The sequence below is a fragment of the Streptomyces sp. WAC 01529 genome (genome assembly GCF_003945545.1).
GTDB lineage: Bacteria > Actinomycetota > Actinomycetes > Streptomycetales > Streptomycetaceae > Streptomyces > Streptomyces anatolicus.
Genome location: NZ_CP029617.1, coordinates 529511 through 548306, shown reverse-complemented (window position 1 = coordinate 548306; position 18796 = coordinate 529511). Strand labels below are relative to the sequence as shown.

Annotated in this window: 13 protein-coding genes; 6 read left to right on the top strand and 7 right to left on the bottom strand. The window is 71.3% G+C overall.

Going from position 1 to position 18796, the window contains the following annotated elements; all coding sequences use genetic code 11:
• Positions 1-65: 65 nt before the first annotated feature.
• A complete protein-coding gene (locus DMA15_RS02245; protein ID WP_125510970.1) occupies positions 66-1847 on the bottom strand; it encodes an ABC transporter ATP-binding protein in 1782 nt (593 codons plus the stop codon).
• A complete protein-coding gene (locus DMA15_RS02240; RefSeq protein WP_125510969.1) occupies positions 1844-3784 on the bottom strand; it encodes an ABC transporter ATP-binding protein in 1941 nt (646 codons plus the stop codon). The genes DMA15_RS02245 and DMA15_RS02240 overlap by 4 nt, the downstream gene beginning before the upstream one ends.
• Before the next feature lie 269 nt (positions 3785-4053).
• Between DMA15_RS02240 and DMA15_RS02235 the strand changes: the two genes are divergently transcribed.
• Both DMA15_RS02235 and DMA15_RS02230 read left to right on the top strand, forming a co-directional pair.
• The gene (locus DMA15_RS02235) at positions 4054-4809 is read left to right on the top strand and encodes a L,D-transpeptidase family protein (RefSeq protein ID WP_125510968.1); all 756 of its coding nucleotides are present in this window, start codon (positions 4054-4056) and stop codon (positions 4807-4809) included.
• Between the two features lie 97 nt (positions 4810-4906).
• Entirely contained in the window at positions 4907-6625 is a 1719-nt protein-coding gene (locus DMA15_RS02230) for a peptide-N4-asparagine amidase (RefSeq protein ID WP_206302628.1), read from the top strand.
• A gap of 42 nt (positions 6626-6667) precedes the next feature.
• Here the strand turns inward: DMA15_RS02230 and DMA15_RS02225 are convergent, their stop codons facing one another.
• From DMA15_RS02225 to DMA15_RS02215, 3 genes are all read right to left on the bottom strand, one after another.
• Positions 6668-8149 (bottom strand): Gfo/Idh/MocA family oxidoreductase, encoded by a 1482-nt coding sequence (locus tag DMA15_RS02225; RefSeq protein WP_125510967.1) that lies wholly within the window; start codon positions 8147-8149, stop codon positions 6668-6670.
• A gap of 169 nt (positions 8150-8318) precedes the next feature.
• Positions 8319-11279 (bottom strand): FAD-binding and (Fe-S)-binding domain-containing protein, encoded by a 2961-nt coding sequence (locus DMA15_RS02220; RefSeq protein WP_125510966.1) that lies wholly within the window; start codon positions 11277-11279, stop codon positions 8319-8321.
• Between the two features lie 59 nt (positions 11280-11338).
• Positions 11339-11779, bottom strand: coding sequence for a MarR family transcriptional regulator (locus DMA15_RS02215; RefSeq protein ID WP_125510965.1), 441 nt, complete (start codon positions 11777-11779; stop codon positions 11339-11341).
• 104 nt (positions 11780-11883) lie between these two features.
• Here DMA15_RS02215 and DMA15_RS02210 point away from each other — a divergent pair, with 104 nt between their 5' ends.
• Both DMA15_RS02210 and mltG read left to right on the top strand, forming a co-directional pair.
• Positions 11884-13770 (top strand): ABC transporter ATP-binding protein, encoded by a 1887-nt coding sequence (locus DMA15_RS02210; protein WP_125510964.1) that lies wholly within the window; start codon positions 11884-11886, stop codon positions 13768-13770.
• Between the two features lie 43 nt (positions 13771-13813).
• The gene (mltG, locus tag DMA15_RS02205) at positions 13814-14626 is read left to right on the top strand and encodes an endolytic transglycosylase MltG (RefSeq protein ID WP_125510963.1); all 813 of its coding nucleotides are present in this window, start codon (positions 13814-13816) and stop codon (positions 14624-14626) included.
• A gap of 54 nt (positions 14627-14680) precedes the next feature.
• Here mltG and DMA15_RS02200 read toward each other — a convergent pair whose 3' ends face one another.
• Both DMA15_RS02200 and DMA15_RS02195 read right to left on the bottom strand, forming a co-directional pair.
• The gene (locus DMA15_RS02200) at positions 14681-15340 is read right to left on the bottom strand and encodes a CoA transferase subunit B (protein WP_125510962.1); all 660 of its coding nucleotides are present in this window, start codon (positions 15338-15340) and stop codon (positions 14681-14683) included.
• 1 nt (position 15341) lies between these two features.
• Complete coding sequence (locus DMA15_RS02195; RefSeq protein WP_125517206.1) at positions 15342-16124, bottom strand: CoA transferase subunit A; 783 nt, start codon at positions 16122-16124, stop codon at positions 15342-15344.
• Between the two features lie 301 nt (positions 16125-16425).
• On the opposite strand from DMA15_RS02195, the gene DMA15_RS02190 reads away from it, so the two are divergent.
• Complete coding sequence (locus DMA15_RS02190; protein ID WP_125510961.1) at positions 16426-17853, top strand: 3-hydroxybutyrate oligomer hydrolase family protein; 1428 nt, start codon at positions 16426-16428, stop codon at positions 17851-17853.
• 138 nt (positions 17854-17991) lie between these two features.
• Positions 17992-18795, top strand: a complete 804-nt coding sequence (locus DMA15_RS02185; protein ID WP_125510960.1) for a 3-hydroxybutyrate dehydrogenase — start codon at positions 17992-17994, stop codon at positions 18793-18795.
• The last annotated feature ends 1 nt before the right edge of the window (position 18796 follow it).

The window sequence follows — 18796 nt, the reverse complement described above, 5'->3', positions numbered from 1 at the left end:
CAGCACCGCCCTCACCCACCACACAGTTGCCCTCACCCCGTCAACAGCATCAGCAACCGCCGCCCCTACCCATGCCAGGACCGCCACAGCGCCGCGTACGCGCCGTCGGCGGAGACCAGTTGGTCGTGGCTGCCGAGTTCGCTGATGCGGCCGTTCTCGACGACCGCGATGACGTCCGCGTCGTGCGCGGTGTGCAGGCGGTGGGCGATCGCCACGACCGTTCGGCCGTCCAGGACACGCGCGAGCGAGCGCTCCAGATGCCGTGCCGCGCGTGGGTCGAGGAGCGAGGTGGCCTCGTCAAGGACCAGGGTGTGCGGGTCGGCGAGGACGAGTCGGGCCAGCGCGATCTGCTGCGCCTGCGCCGGGGTCAGCGCGAAGCCGCCCGAGCCGACCTCGGTGTCCAGGCCCTCGTCGAGGCCCCGCGCCCAGTCGGCCGCGTCGACCGCGCCGAGCGCCGCCCAGAGTTCGGAGTCCCGTGCCCCGGTCCTGGCGAGGAGGAGGTTGTCGCGCAGGGAGCCGACGAAGACGTGGTGCTCCTGGTTGACCAGCGCCACATGGGCGCGCACCCCCTCGGCGGGCATGGCCGACAACGCGGCGCCGCCCAGGGTGACCTGTCCGGTGCGCGGCCCGTAGATGCCGGCGAGCAGCCTGCCGAGCGTCGACTTGCCCGCGCCCGACGGACCGACCAGGGCGACGCGCGAGCCGGGCTCGACCGCCAGGGACACCTCACGCAGCACGTCGACGCCCTCGCGGTATCCGAAGTGCACGTCGTCCGCGAGGACGCGGCGCCCTTGCGGGACGACGGAGGCGTCGCCCGCGTCCGGTTCGATGTCGCGCACACCGACGAGCCGGGCCAGCGACACCTGGGCCACCTGCAACTCGTCGTACCAGCGCAGAATGAGCCCCAGCGGGTCGACGAGCATCTGGGAGATCAGCACGCCCGTGGTCAGCTGGCCCACGCCGATCCAGCCCTGAAGGACGAAGACCCCGCCGATCATCAGCGTCGAGCAGAGCACGGTGGTGTGGGTGAAGTTGATCACGGGGAAGAGCACCGACCGCAGGAAGAGGGTGTAGCGCTCCCAGGCGGTCCACTCCTTGATGCGGCGTTCCGACAGTTCGATGCGGCGCTCACCGAGCCGGTGGGCCTCGATGGTGCGGCCCGCGTCGACGGTCTCGGCGAGGGCGGCGGCCACGGCGGCGTATCCTGCGGACTCCGAACGGTAGGCGGAGGGCGCCCGCTTGAAGTACCAGCGGCAGCCCACGACAAGAAGCGGCACGGCGACGAGGACGGCGGGTGCCAGCGGCGGCGCGGTCACGACGAGCCCGCCGAGGAGCAGCGCCACCCACACCACGCCGATCGCGAGTTGCGGCACGGCCTCACGCATGGCGTTGGCCAGCCGGTCGATGTCCGTGGTGATCCGCGAGAGCAGATCGCCGGTCCCGGCTCGCTCCAGGACCCCCGGCGGCAGCCCGACGGACCGTACGAGAAAGTCCTCCCGCAGGTCGGCCAGCATCCGCTCGCCGAGCATCGCGCCGCGCAGCCGCACCTCGCGGACGAAGAAGGCCTGCACGGCGAGTGCCAGCGCGAACAGGCCGATGGTGCGCTCCAGATGGAGGTCGCGGGCGCTGTCCGAGACGTTCTCGACGAGGTCACCGAGGAGGTAGGGGCCGACCATCGAGGCGACGACGGCGAGCGTGTTCGCCCCGATGAGCAGGACGAAGGCCCGGCGGTGGCGCTGGAACAGCTCGCGTACGTAGGTGCGGACGGTCGCTGTCGCCCCGATGGGCAGGGTCTCCGCCGTCGTGGGGGCCGCCGGGTCGTACTCCGGTGGCGCCAGGCCGATCATGCCGTCTCCTCGATCTCGAATTCCTTGAGGGCGTCCACCCGGGCGCGCTCGTCGTCGGTGTCGCGGGTCACGACCGCGCGGTATCGCGGTTCGCTGTGCACCAGTTCGCGGTGTGCGCCCACCGCCGCGACCTCGCCGTCGGCCAGGAAGACGACGCGTTCGGCGCGGTCGAGGAGCAGCGGCGACGAGGTGAGCACCACGGTGGTGCGTCCGGCCCGCAGCCGCCGGATGCCGTCGCCGACCCGCGCCTCGGTGTGCGAGTCGACGGCGGACGTCGGTTCGTCGAGCACGAGTGCCTCGGGGTCGGTGACCAGGGAGCGGGCCAGGGCGAGGCGTTGGCGTTGCCCTCCGGAGAGGGAGCGGCCGCGTTCCGTGAGGTGGGCGGCCATCGGGTCGTCGTCCACCGAGGCCTGTGCCAGGGCGTCCAGGACGTCCGCGCACTGCGCCGCCGCGAGGGCCTCCTCGGGGGTGACGGCTCCGGATGACGGTACGTCGAGGAGCGCGTGGAGCGTTCCGGAGAGGAGGACGGGGTCCTTGTCCTGGACCAGGACGGCGGTACGGGCGGCGGACAGGGGCAGTTCGTCGAGCGGTACGTCTCCGAGGCGTACGGAGGGCAGGCCCTCGGCCTCCTCGAACGCGGGGTGCCCGCCGAGACGTTCGGCCAGTCGGCCCGCCTCGTCCGGGTCGCCGCAGACCACGGCGGTGAAGCGGCCGGCCGGGGCGAGGAGCCCCGTCACGGGGTCGTACAGGTCGCCGGCGGGCCGGGCGCCGCCGCCCGCCGACGGGCGCTCGGCGCGTCCCAGCTGCCCGGAACCCTGCCCGGAGTGCTCGGCGTGCCCCAGCCGCCCGGAACCCTGCCCGGAGTGCCCGGAGCGCTGAGAGTGATCGGCGTGCTCGGCGCTCCCAGCTTGGGCAACCGCCCCCTCTGCCGACCGCGCCACCGTCCGCTCCAGGGAGAGCACCCGCGCCGCCCGCTTCGCGGAAGGGCGGGAGAAGGAGTACGCCATGGCGATCTCCTCGAAGTGCCGGAGCGGATAGTTGAGCATCATCACCGCGCTGTAGACGGTGACCAGTTCGCCGACCGTGATCCGGCCCTCGCGGGCGAGGTGCACGCCGTGCCAGACGACCGCGATCAGCAGCAGCCCCGGCATCAGGACCTGGATCGCCGAGATCGCGGCCCACATCCGGGCACTGCGTACCGCGGCCGTGCGGACCTCCTGGGAGGCGCGGCGGTAGCGGTCGAGGAAGAGTTCCTCACCGCCGATGCCGCGCAGCACCCGGAGCCCGGCGACGGTGTCCGACGCCAGTTCGGTTGCCCGCCCCGCCTTCTCGCGCTGAAAGTCCGCCCGGCGCGTGGCGCGCGGCAGCAGCGGGAGCACGGACAGCGCGAGCACCGGGATGCCCACCGCCACGACGACACCCAGCGCCGGTTGGTAGACGAGGAGGCCGACACAGATCAGGACGACGGTGAGGGCGGCCGCGGCGAACCGCGACAGCGCCTCGACGAACCAGCCGATCTTCTCGACGTCACCCGTCGAGACCGCGACGACCTCACCGGCCGCCACGCGCCGGGTGAGCGCGGAGCCGAGCAGGGCGGTCCTGCGGGCGAGGAGTTGCTGCACTCGGGCGGCTGCCGTGATCCAGTTGGTGACCGCTGTGCGGTGCAGCATCGTGTCGCCCAGCGCGATGCCGGCACCGAGCAGCACGATCAGCGCGCCCGCGAGGGCGAGCCGGGACCCGGAGCGGTCGAGCACGGCCTCGACGGCGATGCCGACCATGTAGGGCAGGCCCGCGATGGAACCGAAGTGAAGCAGGCCCCAGGCGAGGGACTTGAGTTGTCCCCCGAGTTGGTTCCGGCCCAGCCACAGCAGGAAGCGCGGCCCTGACCGGGCATCGGGGACGCCGGGGTCGGAATACGGAAGATCGCGAATCTGCATGACGTCCCAGGACTCGGAAGCGGCGGCCGTCGGTCCCTGAGCCTCGGATCCGACGCGGTGCCGCCATCGACGTGAGGGTGGCGCGGGCGAGATCGCGGGCGGGTCCGAAGCCAGGAGGAACAGGCGGCGGTAACAAACCGTGAAAGGTTCGCCTCGGACGGTGGCCCGAAGCAAACGGTTTTCCGTCCCGGGGTAAAGAATCGGCCCCGACTTCTCGTGGGCCGGGGCACTGGACGGGGACTTCGCGGGCCGGGTGCGACCATGGACGGATGCGTATAGCCGGTGCGGTGCGAGTGGTGGTCGCGGCAGCGGCCTGCGGTGTCCTTCTGACGTCCTGTGGAAGCGGAGACGACGACTCCGCGAAGACGGCGAAGGGTGGCGGCGGGGCGGGGCAGGCCAAGGGCGGGGGGAGCGCTCATCGGAACTCCGCCGACCTCAAGAGCATCCCCGAGGTGGGTGACCGCTTGCAGGCGAAGATCCCCAAGGACTCCCGCCAGGTCGTCGCGGTCTACGGCGACGGCGAGGACTCGGCGAAGTCGACCGTCGTGCTCTACACGAAATCGTCGGCGACGGACACCACCTGGGAGAAGGACAGGAGCTGGCCCGCGCACAACGGAAAGAAGGGCTGGACCACCGACCACCGCGAGAACGACAAGCGCAGCCCGGTCGGGGTGTTCACGCTCACCGACGCGGGCGGTGTCCTCGCGGATCCGGGCGCCAAGTTCCCGTACACGAAGTCGGTCTCCATGCAGGCGCCGCACTACTGGCCCAAGACGCACTGGCACGACTTCGACTACGTCATCGCCATCGACTACAACCGCGCCAAGGGCACCCCGCCGAACGACCCGACGCGTCCCCAGGGTCAGGCCAAGGGCGGCAGCATCTGGCTGCACATGGACCACGGCAGCGGCACGTCGGGTTGCGTGAGCCTCTCCAAGTCGGGCATGGAGCATCTGCTGCGCACGCTGGATCCGAAGCAGCACCCGGTCGTGGTGATGGGGGACAAGGCGCACCTCAAGGCGTGAGCCACCACCCCTGATGACAGGGGGCCTCCGGTGACCCGGTGACCCGCTGCCCGAAGGCACCGTTGCGGAGATCGACGGCTGCCCATAGAACACCCCCATGAGAAGACGCGTCATGTCCATGCTCGTGGGGACCATCCTCGCCGCGAGCGCTCTCTTCAACGCGGGCCCAGCCACCGCCACGGCACCGGCCACCGCCACGGCCGCCCCCGCCGTCCCGCCCCCGGCCGAGTTCGGCACCGACTGGCACGATCCGGTGACCGCCGCGCCCCCGGTCTCCAAGCCGCGCACCAAGTCGTGCGAAGTGACGGTCGCCAAGGCGCGGTTCAAGGACTTCACGCCTTACGAGGGCGGCTACGCACCGCCCGCCGGATGTGGCGACCGCTGGGAAAAGGTGGTGCTGCGCCTGGACGGCAAGGTGAAGGGGCGGCAGTACGACCGTCTCGGCTACTTGCGCATCGGGGGCGTAGAGGTGTTCCGCACCTCCACGCCGCAGCCGTCCCCCGACGGCATCACCTGGTCCGTGGAGAAGGACGTCACCCGCTACAGCGAGACGCTGGGCCGCGACCAGCGGGTCGAGATGCTCATCGGCAACGTCGTCAACGACACGTACACCGGCATCATCGACGTCAAGGTCACCCTGACGTTCTACGAGAAGGAGAAGGACGGCGCCCCGCGGACAGCCCCTGAGGCCCCGGGGATAGCCCCTGACGCCCCACGGACAGCCCCTGACACCCCGCCGACACCCCCCGACCGCATCCTCCCCCTAGGGGACGGCACCACCCTCACCACCCCGCGCAACAGCGAACGCATCGTCGCCGAGGTCTACGCGACCGGCTCCGGCGGCGGCTGCGAGGAGTACTGGTACATGACGGTGCCCGAGACCGCGCCGTACTCCTGCAAGGCGGACAAGGGCCCCTACCGCGAGGTACAGATCAAGGTGGACGGCCGGCTCGCCGGTATCGCCGCGCCGTTCCCGACCGTGTGGACCGGCGGCTGGTCCAACCCCTTCCTCTGGTACGTGATCCCGGGGCCCAGAGCCTTCGACGTCAAGCCCATCGAGTACGACCTGACGCCGTACGCCGGGCTCCTCAACGACGGCCGCCCGCATCAGGTGGAGGTCTCCGTCGTCGGAGTGCCGAAGGGGCAGACGGGCTGGAGCACACCGGTCAACGTCCTGGTCTGGCAGGACGAGAAGCGCGCCCACGTGACCGGCGAGCTGACCCGCCACAAGGAGGGCGGCCTCGCGAACGAGTCGACGTACACGCCCGCCTCGCCCGGCCCGGGGGAGAGCGCGCATCGGCTCGACACGAAGGGCGGCCACCGTCTGAGCGTCTCCGGATACGTGAACACCTCGCACGGCCGCGTCACCACGACCGTGACCCGCACCCTGGCCCACTCCTCCGCCCACAGGTGGACCGAGGGCGAGGCGATGGACGCGCTCAAGGCCACCTGGACCGACCGCGAGGCGATCACCACGGGCGGCCGGGCAGCGCAGACCCGGACGGTGCGCACGGACCGGACGTACACGATGGACGGGACCACGACGCTCGGTGCGGGGGACCGGCTGCGCACCGAGATCTCCCTGGGTGACCGCGCCGAGAGCGTCACGACGCGCGGTGACCGGCGGATCGGCAGGTCGGTGATCGACGACCGTTACGACGGCGACGCGACCTACACCGCGAACGTTCCCCGAGAGGAACGGCACGCGGTGGGCACCTCGCGCGAGCGCTACCGGCAGGTCGGGGACGGAGGCTGCCACGACCGCACGTTGGCCACCGTCCAAGGGGTTCTGACGGAGGACCGGCTGCGCTGCTGAGCACGGTGGCATCAGCCGGCCCCCCAAAAGACCTGTCGGCCGTTACTCCTTCGGCTTCTCCGAGTCCATTCCCGGACGTGCCTTCCTCCACAGGCCGCGCGTGAAGTCGGGGATCGCCTGTGGCGCGCCCTTCGCCTTGATCGAGAGGTGACTCAGCGGGACGGGCGCCGTCCACGTCGCCGCGTCGTACACGTCGAAGTCCGGGACGAGGCCGAGCCGCATGGTCTGCATCAGCCGGAAGATCATGATGTAGTCCATGCCGCCGTGCCCGCCCGGCGGGTTGGCGTGCTCCTTCCACAGCCAGTGGTCGAAGTCGGCGTACTTGGAGAAGTCGGCCCACTTGTCGTCGGTGTGGTCCGGCTCGATGTAGATGCGGGCGGGGTAGTCCTCGAAGACGCCCTTGGTGCCGCCGAGGCTGTTGATGCGGCTGTAGGGGTGGGGGGTCGAGACGTCGTGCTCCAGGCGGATCACCCGCCCCTTCGCCGTCTGTACGAGGCTGATGGTGCGGTCGCTCTCGATGTACGTCTCCTTCCAGCTCGGGTCGCCCGCGGGCATGTGCGCCTCGCGGTACTCGGCGAGGCCGAGCGCGGGCGTGCCGAAGCTGGAGATGTGCGTGACGCGGTCGCCGCGGTTGACGTCCATGTAGTTGGCGACCGGGCCAAAGCCGTGGTTGGGGTAGAGGTCGCCGCGCAGCCGCGTGTGCCACAGGCGGCGCCACGGGCCCTCGTAGTAGTCGGGGTCGAACATCAGGCCGCGCAGATCGTGGTTGTACGCGCCCGCGCCGTGCAGCAGCTCACCGAACTTCCCCGCGTGCGCCATCCGCAGGACACGCATCTCGTTCTTGCCGTAGCAGCAGTTCTCCAGCTGCATGCAGTGCCTGCGGGTCCGCTCCGAGAGGTCCACCAACTCCCACAGCTCGTCCAGACGCATGGCGAGGGGACACTCCACGCCCACATGCTTGCCGCCCAGCATCGCCGACTTGCAGATGGCGTAGTGGGAGTCCCAGGGCGTCGCCACGTACACGAAGTCGACGTCCCCGCGCTCGCAGAGGTTCTCGTAGTCGTGCTCGCCCTTGGTGTACGTCGCCGGGGCGGGCTGGCCCGCGGCGGTGACCTTCCTCGCGGCGGCCGCCGTCTTCTCCTTGACCGGGTCGCAGAGCGCGACGACGCGCACGCCGGGGAGCGCGAGGAACAGGTCGATCATGGAGCCGCCCCGGTTGCCGAGCCCGACGATCCCGACCCGGACCGTCGAGCGCCGCTGGAACGGCACGCCGATCATCGTCTCGCCCTTGCGGGCCGGGGCGCGCGCCGTGTCCGGGGCGTCGGCGGGAGCGGCCGCGGGAGCCGTCGCGGGCGCGTCGGCGTGTGCCGGGCCGCCCGCGAAGGCGCCGACTCCGATCCCGGCCCCGGCGAGGCCCGCCGCGCGCAGCACCGTGCGCCGCGAACGGCCCTCTCCCGGCGTGTCGGCGGCTCCCTCGGCGGGGGTGGCGCCGTCAGGGGCCGGTATCGCGTTCTCGTCGTGCATCGGACCTCCGTAGCTGAATGTCGGCTGGTCTCTGCCACTGGGGCGCAAGCCACCCTGATGGGGCCACGGCGGGGACGCAAGAGGCTGAAGCAGTCAGGGAGTTGGACTTCCGTGCGCGAGGCGTCCGGGGCGTCGGTGACCGTCGCGCAAGGGGGAGGCGGTCGGGACGTCAGTGACCGTTGCCCAGGGGCGAGGGAGTGGGCGCGGGGGCCGCCGGACGCGTCGCGCGCTCCAGCTCCAGAAGCACGGAGTAGTAGCCGCGGCCCGTCGCGTGGTCCATGCCCACCTCGCACATGCGGTTCGCCGACAGATGGGCGTCGAAGGATCGGGCGGCGACCTCCGCGGCCTCCTTGCGGGTGGCCGACTCGGTGAGTTCCCTGTGGAGCATGCCCCGGTCGCCCGCGAACGCGCAGCATCCGGCGTCGTCCGGCACGACCACCTCGTCCGCGCAGGCCTCGGCGACGGCACGCAGCTGCTCCTCGTCGCCGAGATGGCGCATGGAACAGGTGGGGTGCAGGACGGCGGAGCCGATCGTGCGGCGCACGGTCAGGTGCGGCAGCAGCTCATCGGCGGCCCAGACGACCGAGTCGACGACCGTCAGCTCCTGGTGCAGCGCGCGGTTGTCGGCCGTCAGATACGGCACCACCTCCTGCGCGATCCCGAGGGTGCACGACGAGGCGTCGACGACCAGCGGCAGCCGGCCGCCCGCGGTCCAGCCCCAGGCCGCCTCGACGATGCGGTTGGCCATGACCCTGTTCCCGGCGTCGTACCCCTTGGAGTGCCAGATCGTCGCGCAGCACGTCCCCGCCACATCGTCGGGGAGCCACACGGGCCTGCCCGCGCGCGCGGACACGGCGACGACTGCCTCGGCCAGGGACCGGTCGCCAGGGCCGCCGAAAATACGGTTGACGCACGCCGGGTAGTAGACGGCCGCGGCGCCCACCCGCGAGGTGCGCGGCAGTCGGCGGGCGGCGGCGCCGGGGATCCGCGGCAGCCACTCCGGCACGAGATCGGGCCGCACGGCCTTGCGGGCGGTGCGGGTCACGGCGGTGAGCAGCCGGTCGCTGATCCGGTCGGCGGCGGCCACCGCGAGCCGCGCGGACGCCTCGACCGCCTTGAAGTTCTCCGCGGCGCGCGCTGCCATCCGCTCCTCGCGGGGCGAGTGCCGCGCGTGCCGGAACTCCTTCATGAGGGCGCCCGTGTCGATGCCGACCGGACACGCCAGCTTGCAGGTCGAGTCGCCCGCGCAGGTGTCCACCGCGTCATAGCCGTACGCCTCCACGAGGCCGTCCTCGACCGGGGAGCCCGGCGCCTGGCGCGTCATCTCGCGGCGCAGCACGATGCGCTGGCGCGGTGTCGTGGTCAAGTCCTCGCTGGGGCAGGTGGGTTCGCAGAAGCCGCACTCGATGCACGGGTCCGCGATCGGCTCCACCTTCGGGATGGTCTTCAGGCCCCGCAGATGGGCCCTCGGGTCACGGTCGAGGACGATGCGTGGCGCGAGGACCCCGTCCGGGTCGATGACCTGCTTGGTGCGCCACATCAACTCCGTGGCCTTCGGGCCCCATTCGAGTTCGAGGAAGGGCGCGATGTTGCGGCCCGTGGCGTGCTCGGCCTTCAGGGAGCCGTCGAACCGCTCCACGGTCAGGCGGCAGAACTCGTCCATGAAGGCGGCGTAGCGCTCCACGTCGGAGGGCAGCGCCGCGTCGAAGGCGAGCAGGAAGTGCAGATTGCCGTGCGCCGCGTGGCCCGCGACGGCGGCGTCGAAGCCGTGCCGCGTCTGCAGGTCGAGCAGCGCCTCGCAGGCCTCGGCGAGCTGTCCCGGCGGCACCGCGAAGTCCTCGGTGATCAGCGTCGTGCCCGAGGGGCGGGAGCCGCCGACGGCCGTGACGAACGCCTTGCGCGCCTTCCAGTAGCCGCCGATCGTCCTCGCGTCGCGCGTGAAGGCGTTCGTCACCGACGGGACGGGGGAGATGAGTTCGAGCCCTTCGAGGGCTTGGGCGGCGGCTGCTTCGTACGCCTCCTGTGTGGCCTCGTCCGGCGCGCGGAACTCCACCAGGAGCGCGGCCGTCGACTTCGGGAGCCCGGCCCAGTCGGCGGGCACGCCCCGCACGCTGACCGAGGCACGCAGGGTGTTGCCGTCCATCAGCTCGACGGCGAGCGCGCCCGCCGCGTTGAAGAGCGGCACCGCCGCGGCCGCCGCCGGCAGCGAGGGGAAGAAGAGCAGTGCGGTGCTGGTGCGCCGGTCCAGCGGCAGCGTGTCGAAGACGACCTCCGAGATGAAGCCGAACGTGCCCTCGGAGCCGACCATCAGACCGCGCAGGATCTGGACGGGCGTCGTGCCGTCAAGGAAGGCGTCGAGGCGGTAGCCGTTGGTGTTCTTGATCTGGTACTTGGCCCGGATCCGGGCCACCAGCTCGGCGTCCGCCTCGATCTCCCGCTTGATCGCGAGCAGCCCCTCGCACAGGGCGGGTTCGGCGAGCGCCAGCCGCTCGTCGGCGTCCGGCTCGCCCGTGTCCACGACCGTGCCCGAGGGCAGGACGAACGTCAGCGAGGCGACCGTGCGGTAGGAGTTGCGGGTGGTGCCCGCCGTCATGCCCGAGGCGTTGTTCGCGACGACGCCCCCGATGGTGCAGGCGATCGCGCTCGCCGGGTCCGGGCCGAGTACGCGGCCGTACCGGGCGAGCGTGGCGTTGGCGCGTACGACCGTGGTGCCGGGGCCGACGCGGGCGCGTTCGCCCTCGCCGAGCACTTCCACTCCGGCCCAGTGCTTGCGCACGTCGACCAGGATGTCCTCGCCCTGGGCCTGGCCGTTCAGGGAGGTGCCCGCGGCGCGGAAGACGACCTCGCGGCCCTTGCCGTGCGCGTACGACAGGACGGCCGAGACGTCGTCGATGTCCTCGGGGACGACCACGACCTGCGGCAAGAAGCGGTAGGGGCTCGCGTCCGAGGCGTACCGCACCAGGTCCGAGATCTTCGTCAGGACCTTGTCCGCGCCGAGCAGTGCGGTCAGCTCGGAGCGCAGCGGTTCCGGGGTTCCCGCGGCCCGGCCGTCCGGCACGCGGTCCGGCGCCGGGTCCTCCGTGCGCGACGCGGGGCGCAGGGCGTCCGGCTCGGGCTCCAGCAACGGCATGGGCACTCCTCGGCGGTGTCAGCGACGACCTTCGGCGTGTCAGCGGCGACCTCGACGTGTCAGCAGCGACCTTCCGGGTCGTCGAGCAGGGCGGCCAGCAGACCGCCGAGGACCTCGCGCTGTTCGGCGGTCAGTGGAGCCAGGATGTCCTCTGCCGCCGCCCGGCGCGCGGCGCGCAGCTTCTTGAGGGCTTCTTGTCCCGTATCGGTCAGCTCGATGCGGATGACGCGGCGATTGGCCGGGTCCGGCACGCGGCGCACCAGATCGCCCGACTCCAGGCCGTCGACCAGACTCGTCACCGCGCGCGGGACCACTTCGAGGCGCTGCGCCAGATCGGCCATGCGCGGCGGCGCCTCGTAGTGCGCGAGGGTGCGCAGCAGCCGGGACTGGGCCGGGGTGATGCCCACCGGACCCAGATGGCGCTTCTGGATGCGTTGCAGCCTGCGGGTGAGCCGCAGCAGCTGTTCGGCGAGGGGGCCGTCGGTGTCCGGGGTGCTCATGGCCGGAACATTATCAGGATCTAGTACATTGTGAGTATAGGTAACAGTGAGCTATGCTCCCTGAGCTTTCCCGCCTCCTCCCGTGGACACCCCGTAAGGAGCCCATGCGTCACGACGAACCGGCCTGGACGCCGCCGCCCCAGGCCCCCGGCCAGGAGCCGCCGCGCCAGATGCGCCGCATCCTCCGTCTCTTCCGCCCCTACCGAGGCCGTCTCGCGATCGTGGGCCTGCTGGTCTGCGCCGCCTCCCTCGTCTCGGTCGCGACCCCCTTCCTCCTGAGGGAGATCCTCGACACCGCGATCCCGCAGGGGCGCACGGGCCTGCTGAGCCTGCTCGCGCTCGGGATGATCCTCAGCGCGGTGGTCACGAGCGTCTTCGGCGTCCTGCAGACCCTGATCAGCACCTCCGTGGGCCAGCGGGTCATGCACGACCTGCGCACGGCCGTCTACGGCCGGCTGCAGAGCATGTCCCTGGCCTTCTTCACCCGCACCCGCACGGGCGAGGTCCAGTCCCGCATCGCCAACGACATCGGCGGCATGCAGGCGACCGTCACCTCCACCGCGACCTCCCTCGTCTCCAACCTCACGAGCGTGATCGCCACCATCGTCGCCATGCTCGCCCTGGACTGGCGGCTGACCGTGGTCTCGCTCCTGCTGCTCCCGGGGTTCGTGTGGATCAGCCGCCGCGTCGGCCGTGAGCGCAAGAAGATCGCCACGCAGCGCCAGAAGCAGATGGCCGCGATGGCCGCGACCGTCACCGAGTCCCTCTCCGTGAGCGGCATCGTCCTCGGCCGCACGATGGGCCGCGCCGACTCGCTCACCAAGTCCTTCGCGGACGAGTCCGAGCGGTTGGTCGACCTGGAGATCCGGTCGAACATGGCGGGGCGCTGGCGGATGGCCGTCATCTCGATCGTGATGGCCGCGATGCCCGCCGTCATCTACTGGAGCGCGGGCCTCGCCTTCCAGATGGGCGGCCCGACCGTCTCGATCGGCACGCTCGTCGCCTTCGTCTCGCTCCAGCAGGGCCTGTTCCGGCCGACCGTGAGCCTGCTCTCCACCGGCGTGCAGATCCAGACCTCGCTCGCGCTCTTCCAGCGCATCTTCGAGTACCTCGACCTGCCCGTCGACATCAGCGAGCCCGAGAAGCCGGTGCGTCTCGACACGATCAAGGGGGAGGTCCGGTTCGAGGACGTCGAATTCCGCTACGAGGAACACGTCGAGCGCGCTGAGCCCTCTGGGCACGCCGAGGGTGCCGAGCCCTCTGAGCACGCCGAGCACGACGGGCGCGGCGGGAGGCCGGGGCCCACGCTCCAGGGCATCGACCTCGTGATCCCGGCCGGCGGCAGCCTCGCCGTGGTCGGGGCCACCGGCTCCGGCAAGTCGACCCTGAGCCACCTCGTCCCCCGGCTGTACGACGTCACGGGCGGCCGCGTCACCCTCGACGGCGTCGACGTGCGCGACCTGGACTTCGACACCCTCGCCCGCGCGGTCGGCGTGGTCTCCCAGGAGACGTACCTCTTCCACGCCTCGGTCGCCGACAACCTCCGCTTCGCCAAGCCCGACGCCACCGACGAGGAGCTTGTCGCCGCGGCCCGCGCCGCCCAGATCCACGACCACATCGCGTCCCTGCCCGACGGGTACGACACCGTCGTCGGCGAGCGCGGCCACCGCTTCTCCGGGGGCGAGAAGCAGCGCCTCGCCATCGCCCGCACCATCCTGCGCGATCCGCCGGTCCTCATCCTCGACGAGGCGACCAGCGCCCTGGACACCCGCACCGAGCGGGCCGTGCAGGAGGCCATCGACGCCCTGTCCGCCGACCGGACCACCCTCACCATCGCCCACCGGCTCTCCACGGTCCGCGGCGCCGACCAGATCGTGGTCCTGGACGGCGGGCGCACCGCCGAGCGCGGCACGCACGAGGAGCTGCTGGCGCGCGACGGGCGTTACGCGGCCCTCGTCCGCAGAGACGCCCAACTGGAGCCGACGCCATAAAGATATGCCGGAAATAACCGTATTTACGGGTTAATGTGCCCCCATGCAGACCAAGACTCCGCGACGGGGAACGATTCGACTGACGCGGCGGGGCCGGATCGCCCTGATCGCGACCGGAGCCGTCGCGGCGGCCACCGCCGTGGCGGTGCCGCTGCTGCTCCCGGACGACGACGCGCGGCCCCGGACCCTGACCATCCCCGAGGGCTGGCGCTCGGGCCAGGTGTACGCCGCCGTGGACAAGGCCCTCAAGGTGCCCGCGGGCACCACGAAGAAGGCCCTGCCCAAGGCCGACCTCAAGCTCCCCAGTGACGCCGGGGGCAACCCCGAGGGGTACCTCTTCCCGGCGACCTATCCGATCAGTTCCCAGTCGACGCCGGCGTCCGTCCTGTCGTACATGGTGAACACGGCCAACGAGAAGTTCAGCGGCGGCCACGTTACGGCGGGTGCCGACCGCAACGCGGTGAACGTCTACCAGACCGTCACCATCGCGAGCATGATCGAGGCGGAGGCGGGCTCCAAGGAGGACATGGGCAAGGTGGCCCGCGTCATCTACAACCGCCTCGACCAGGGCATGCCCCTGCAGATGGACTCCACCATCAACTACGCGCTCAACCGCTCGACGCTGGCCACCAGCGACCGCGACACGAGGGTGAACAGCCCGTACAACACCTACGCGCGCATGGGCCTGCCGCCCACCCCCATCGGCAACCCGGGCGAGGAGGCGATGCGCGCGGCGATCAGCCCGACCCCGGGGAACTGGCTGTACTTCGTGACGGTGAAGCCGGGTGACACGCGCTTCACGTCGGACTTCGGGGAGCACCAGAAGAACGTCGTGGAGTTCAACAAGAACACCTGACGGGTGACGGACCACCACGTCGCCGGTCCCTCGAACGCGCGGGTCCGTGTCCGATCAGGCGGCGGTCCGTGCCATGAGCCGAGGGGGCACGATCAGGTCGGCCGCCGTCGCCGCCCGGACGTCCTGGACCGTCACAGCGGGCGCCAGCTCCACCAGTTCGAACCCATCGGGCGTGAGGTCGAGGACGGCGAGGTCGGTGATGACGCGCTGGATCACTCCGCGCCCGGTGAGCGGGAGCGTGCACCGCTCCACGAGCTTGGGGCTGCCGTCCCTGGCCGTGTGCTCCATGAGCACGATGACCCGCCGGGCTCCGTGCACCAGGTCCATGGCGCCGCCCATGCCCTTGACCATCTTGCCCGGGATCATCCAGTTGGCGAGGTCACCATGGGCGGAGACCTGCATGGCGCCGAGGACGGCGGCGTCGATGTGGCCGCCGCGGATCATGCCGAAGGAGAGCGCGGAGTCGAAGAACGAGGCTCCCGGCAGCGTGGTCACCGTCTCCTTGCCCGCGTTGATCAGGTCGCTGTCGACCTCGTCCTCGGTCGGGTAGGGCCCCACGCCGAGGATGCCGTTCTCCGACTGGAGCACCACTTCGACGCCGGGCGGCAGGTAGTTGGGGATGAGGGTGGGCAGGCCGATGCCGAGATTGACGTATGTGCCATCGGTCAGTTCCCGGGCGGCCCGGGCGGCCATCTGCTCGCGGGTGAGCGCCATGTCAGGTACCGACTTCCTGCTGGGTGCGGACGGTGCGGCGTTCGACGCGCCGCCGGGCCGCGGGATCACCGGGGTGGACGCGGACCACGCTCTGGACGTACACGCCGGGCAGGTGGATCTCGTCCGGGTCCAGCGCGCCGGGTTCGACCAGGTGCTCGACCTCAGCGATCGTGATCTTGCCGGCCATCGCCGCCAACGGGTTGAAGTTGCGGGCGGAGGAGTGGAAGACCAGGTTCCCGTGGCGGTCGCCGATGGTGGCTCGCACCAGCGCGTAGTCGGTGGTGATGCTCTCTTCCAGCAGGTACTCGATGCCGCCGAAGACGCGACTCTCCTTGGGCGGTGAGGCCACGGTGATGGCGCCGTCCGGGCCGTAGCGCCAGGGCAGCCCGCCGTCGGCGATCTGGGTACCGGCGCCGGCCGGTGTGTAGAAGGCGGGTATGCCCGCGCCCCCGGCACGCAGTCGCTCGGCGAGCGTGCCCTGGGGCACCAGCTCCACCTCCAGCTCCCCACTGAGGTACTGCCGGGCGAATTCCTTGTTCTCGCCCACGTACGAGCTGGTCATCCGGTCGATCCGGCCCGCCCGCAGGAGCAGGCCGAGCCCCCAGTCGTCCACACCGCAGTTGTTGGAGACGATCTTCAGCCCGGAAGTGCCCTCGCGCAGCAGCGCGTCGATCAGCGCGCTCGGTATGCCGCAGAGACCGAATCCGCCGACGGCGAGTGATGCCCCGTCGGGGATGCCTCTCACCGCTTGGGCGACGTCCGCGACCGTCTTGTCCAGACCCATGCGACCTCTCTTCGTCATCGATGCTGCTCGACGATGCTGCTCGACCGAGCCGACGCTGAGCCTAGGAATCGCGGGCCGCCTCTCACCATGGTTGCCGTTCACATACTGGGAGGCCCCTGTGTGGGGGACGGGGTGTTCGCGTGGGGAGAACAGTCGCCGGTCGACAGGTCGCGGCCTTGGTCGCCGTATAGCGATGAGCACCTGTTCATGGACCTCCACCGTGGCGTGCGCACCCATATCCGCCCGAGGCCGCGCCCGCCTAACCTCCGCCCGTTGCCAGTCCGCCAATCGGAGGTGCTCCATGGCTTTGCCCCGCACCACAAGCACACGACCACGTACGCGCACCACCCTCGCCGCCCTGCTCCTGGCCTCGCTGTCCTTCACGCCCACGGCGACCGCCACGCCTGCCGGCGCGAGCCCCGCACGGGACCCTCACTGCGCCGGCCCGGCGCGGCCGGTCGTTCCCGGCGCCGCGCACCAGCGGGCCGACTGCCTGGAGGAGCTGACCACGGCAGGGACCGTGGGATCCGGTCACACCGATCCGGCCGACTGGGCGGGACTGACGCCGAAGGGCCTCGCGACCCCGAGCGGCGTGCCCGGCGTCCAGATCGACGGCTATTTCCCCGACAGCTCCACCACCAACACCAACCACGGCTGGAACCACGACGCGCAGTTCGTCATCCGTCTCCCCGACCGCTGGAACGGCGGCCTGGTCGTGGCGGGCACCCCCGGCAACCGCGAGCAGTACGCCAACGACCGGGCCATCGCCGACTGGGTCCTGTCCCGCGGCTACGCCTACGCCGCGACCGACAAGGGCAACACCGGTCCCGCCTTCCACCGCGACGGCGACCGGCCGGGCGAGGCCATCGCCGAGTGGAACACGCGCATGACCCAGCTCACCCGGGCGGCCCGCGCCGTGGTCACCCAGCGCTACCACCGCCCGCCCGCCCGGACCCTGGCCACCGGGATGTCCAACGCCGGCTACCTGGTGCGCTGGCAGCTGGAGAACCACCCCGAGCTGTACGACGGCGGGGTGGACTGGGAAGGCACGCTCTGGCGCGCCGACGGGCCGAACCTGCTCACGTTCCTGCCGCCCGCCCTGCGCCACTACCCCGCGTACGAGGCTGGAGGGCCCGGCGCCGAAGGGGCGCGCAAGGCGATGCACGCCGCCGGGTACCCGGCCGGGTCGGAGTTCCTGTGGCCGTACCACCACAAGGTCTACTGGGACCTCACCCAGCGCATCTACCGCGAGGAGATCGACCCCGACTTCGACGGTCCGACGGAAGCCGGCACACCGTACTGCGCCCCGGGAAGCGCGGCCTGCGACGCGGACTACGACTACGCCTCGCGCCCCGCGGAAGTACGCCGCGCCGTGCAGCGGATCGCGCTGACCGGCCGCATCGGCAAGCCCTTGATCACCGTCCACGGCACCCTGGACGTGCTGCTGCCCATCAGCCGGGGCTCCGACGTGTACGCCCGTATGGTGCGCCGGGCCGGCCGCGGCGAGCTGCACCGCTACTACCGCATCGAGGGCGGCACGCACACCGACTCCCTGGTGGACACCTTCCCCGACCGGCTGCGGCCGCTCGTCCCGTGTCACCGGTCGGCGTTCACCGCGCTGGAGGGGTGGCTGACGCACTCCGCCCCGCCACCGGCCGGCCGCACCGTGCCCCGTCCGCCCTCGGCCGACGCGGCGACGCTCCTGACCACCTGCCCCCTCGGTCGCTGAGCCACCAGGGTCCGCCGAGCAGTGGGGACAAAACACCCACTTCAGACGCGGACATGGGGGAGACGACCACCTTCTGGCGGGTCATTATGGTGCTCGCTCCCATAGGAGAGATGCCGAGGTGACTCTACTGTTCCGGCCATGACCAGGGAATTTGCATCCTCGAAACAGTTGGGGTCGACCGTCTCGGCCACGGGTGGCGTGAACCTGTCCGGCCGTGCCGCACTGGTGACCGGCGGCGGCAGCGGCATAGGCCTGGCCTGCGCCGCTGCCCTTGCCGCCGCCGGTGCGGAGGTCCACGTGGTCGACCTGGATGCCGAGAAGGCCAAGACGGTTGCCGACGCCATCGGGGGTGTGGCGCACACCGCCGACCTGGCCGACCAGGACGTCATCGACACACTCCCCTCCGACATCGACATCCTCGTGAACAACGCCGGAATCCAGCACGTCGCCGCCCTCCACGAGTTCCCGCCGGATCGCTTCGCGCTCATGCAGCAGGTGATGGTCACGGCGCCGTTCCTGCTGATACGCCGCGTACTGCCGCACATGTACGCAGGCGGATGGGGCCGGGTGATCAACATCTCCAGCGTCCACGGGCTGCGCGCCAGCGCGTTCAAGAGCGCCTACGTCACGGCCAAGCACGCCTTGGAGGGCCTGAGCAAGGTCACCGCCGTCGAGGGCGCCCCGCACGGTGTGACCAGCAACTGCGTGAACCCCGGCTATGTCCGCACCCCGCTGGTCGAGGGCCAGATCCAGGACCAGGCCGCGGCCCATGGCATCAGCCCCGGCGATGTCCTCTCCGACGTCCTGCTCACCCGCGCCCCGGTCAAACGGCTCCTGGAGGCCGAGGAGGTCGCCGCCGCAGCCCTGTGGCTGTGCGGTCCGCACACCAGCTACATCACCGGAGCCTCGCTGCCCATGGACGGCGGCTGGGGCGCGAGCTGAT

Excerpts from the sequence above, each read along its gene's own strand:
- DMA15_RS02245 (WP_125510970.1), bottom strand. The coding sequence starts at position 1,847 with ATGATCGGCCTGGCGCCACCGGAGTACGACCCGGCGGCCCCCACGACG.
- DMA15_RS02240 (WP_125510969.1), bottom strand. The coding sequence starts at position 3,784 with ATGCAGATTCGCGATCTTCCGTATTCCGACCCCGGCGTCCCCGATGCC.
- DMA15_RS02235 (WP_125510968.1), top strand. The coding sequence starts at position 4,054 with ATGCGTATAGCCGGTGCGGTGCGAGTGGTGGTCGCGGCAGCGGCCTGC.
- DMA15_RS02230 (WP_206302628.1), top strand. The coding sequence starts at position 4,907 with ATGAGAAGACGCGTCATGTCCATGCTCGTGGGGACCATCCTCGCCGCG.
- DMA15_RS02225 (WP_125510967.1), bottom strand. The coding sequence starts at position 8,149 with ATGCACGACGAGAACGCGATACCGGCCCCTGACGGCGCCACCCCCGCC.
- DMA15_RS02220 (WP_125510966.1), bottom strand. The coding sequence starts at position 11,279 with ATGCCGTTGCTGGAGCCCGAGCCGGACGCCCTGCGCCCCGCGTCGCGC.
- DMA15_RS02215 (WP_125510965.1), bottom strand. The coding sequence starts at position 11,779 with ATGAGCACCCCGGACACCGACGGCCCCCTCGCCGAACAGCTGCTGCGG.
- DMA15_RS02210 (WP_125510964.1), top strand. The coding sequence starts at position 11,884 with ATGCGTCACGACGAACCGGCCTGGACGCCGCCGCCCCAGGCCCCCGGC.
- mltG (WP_125510963.1), top strand. The coding sequence starts at position 13,814 with ATGCAGACCAAGACTCCGCGACGGGGAACGATTCGACTGACGCGGCGG.
- DMA15_RS02200 (WP_125510962.1), bottom strand. The coding sequence starts at position 15,340 with ATGGCGCTCACCCGCGAGCAGATGGCCGCCCGGGCCGCCCGGGAACTG.
- DMA15_RS02195 (WP_125517206.1), bottom strand. The coding sequence starts at position 16,124 with ATGGGTCTGGACAAGACGGTCGCGGACGTCGCCCAAGCGGTGAGAGGC.
- DMA15_RS02190 (WP_125510961.1), top strand. The coding sequence starts at position 16,426 with ATGGCTTTGCCCCGCACCACAAGCACACGACCACGTACGCGCACCACC.
- DMA15_RS02185 (WP_125510960.1), top strand. The coding sequence starts at position 17,992 with ATGACCAGGGAATTTGCATCCTCGAAACAGTTGGGGTCGACCGTCTCG.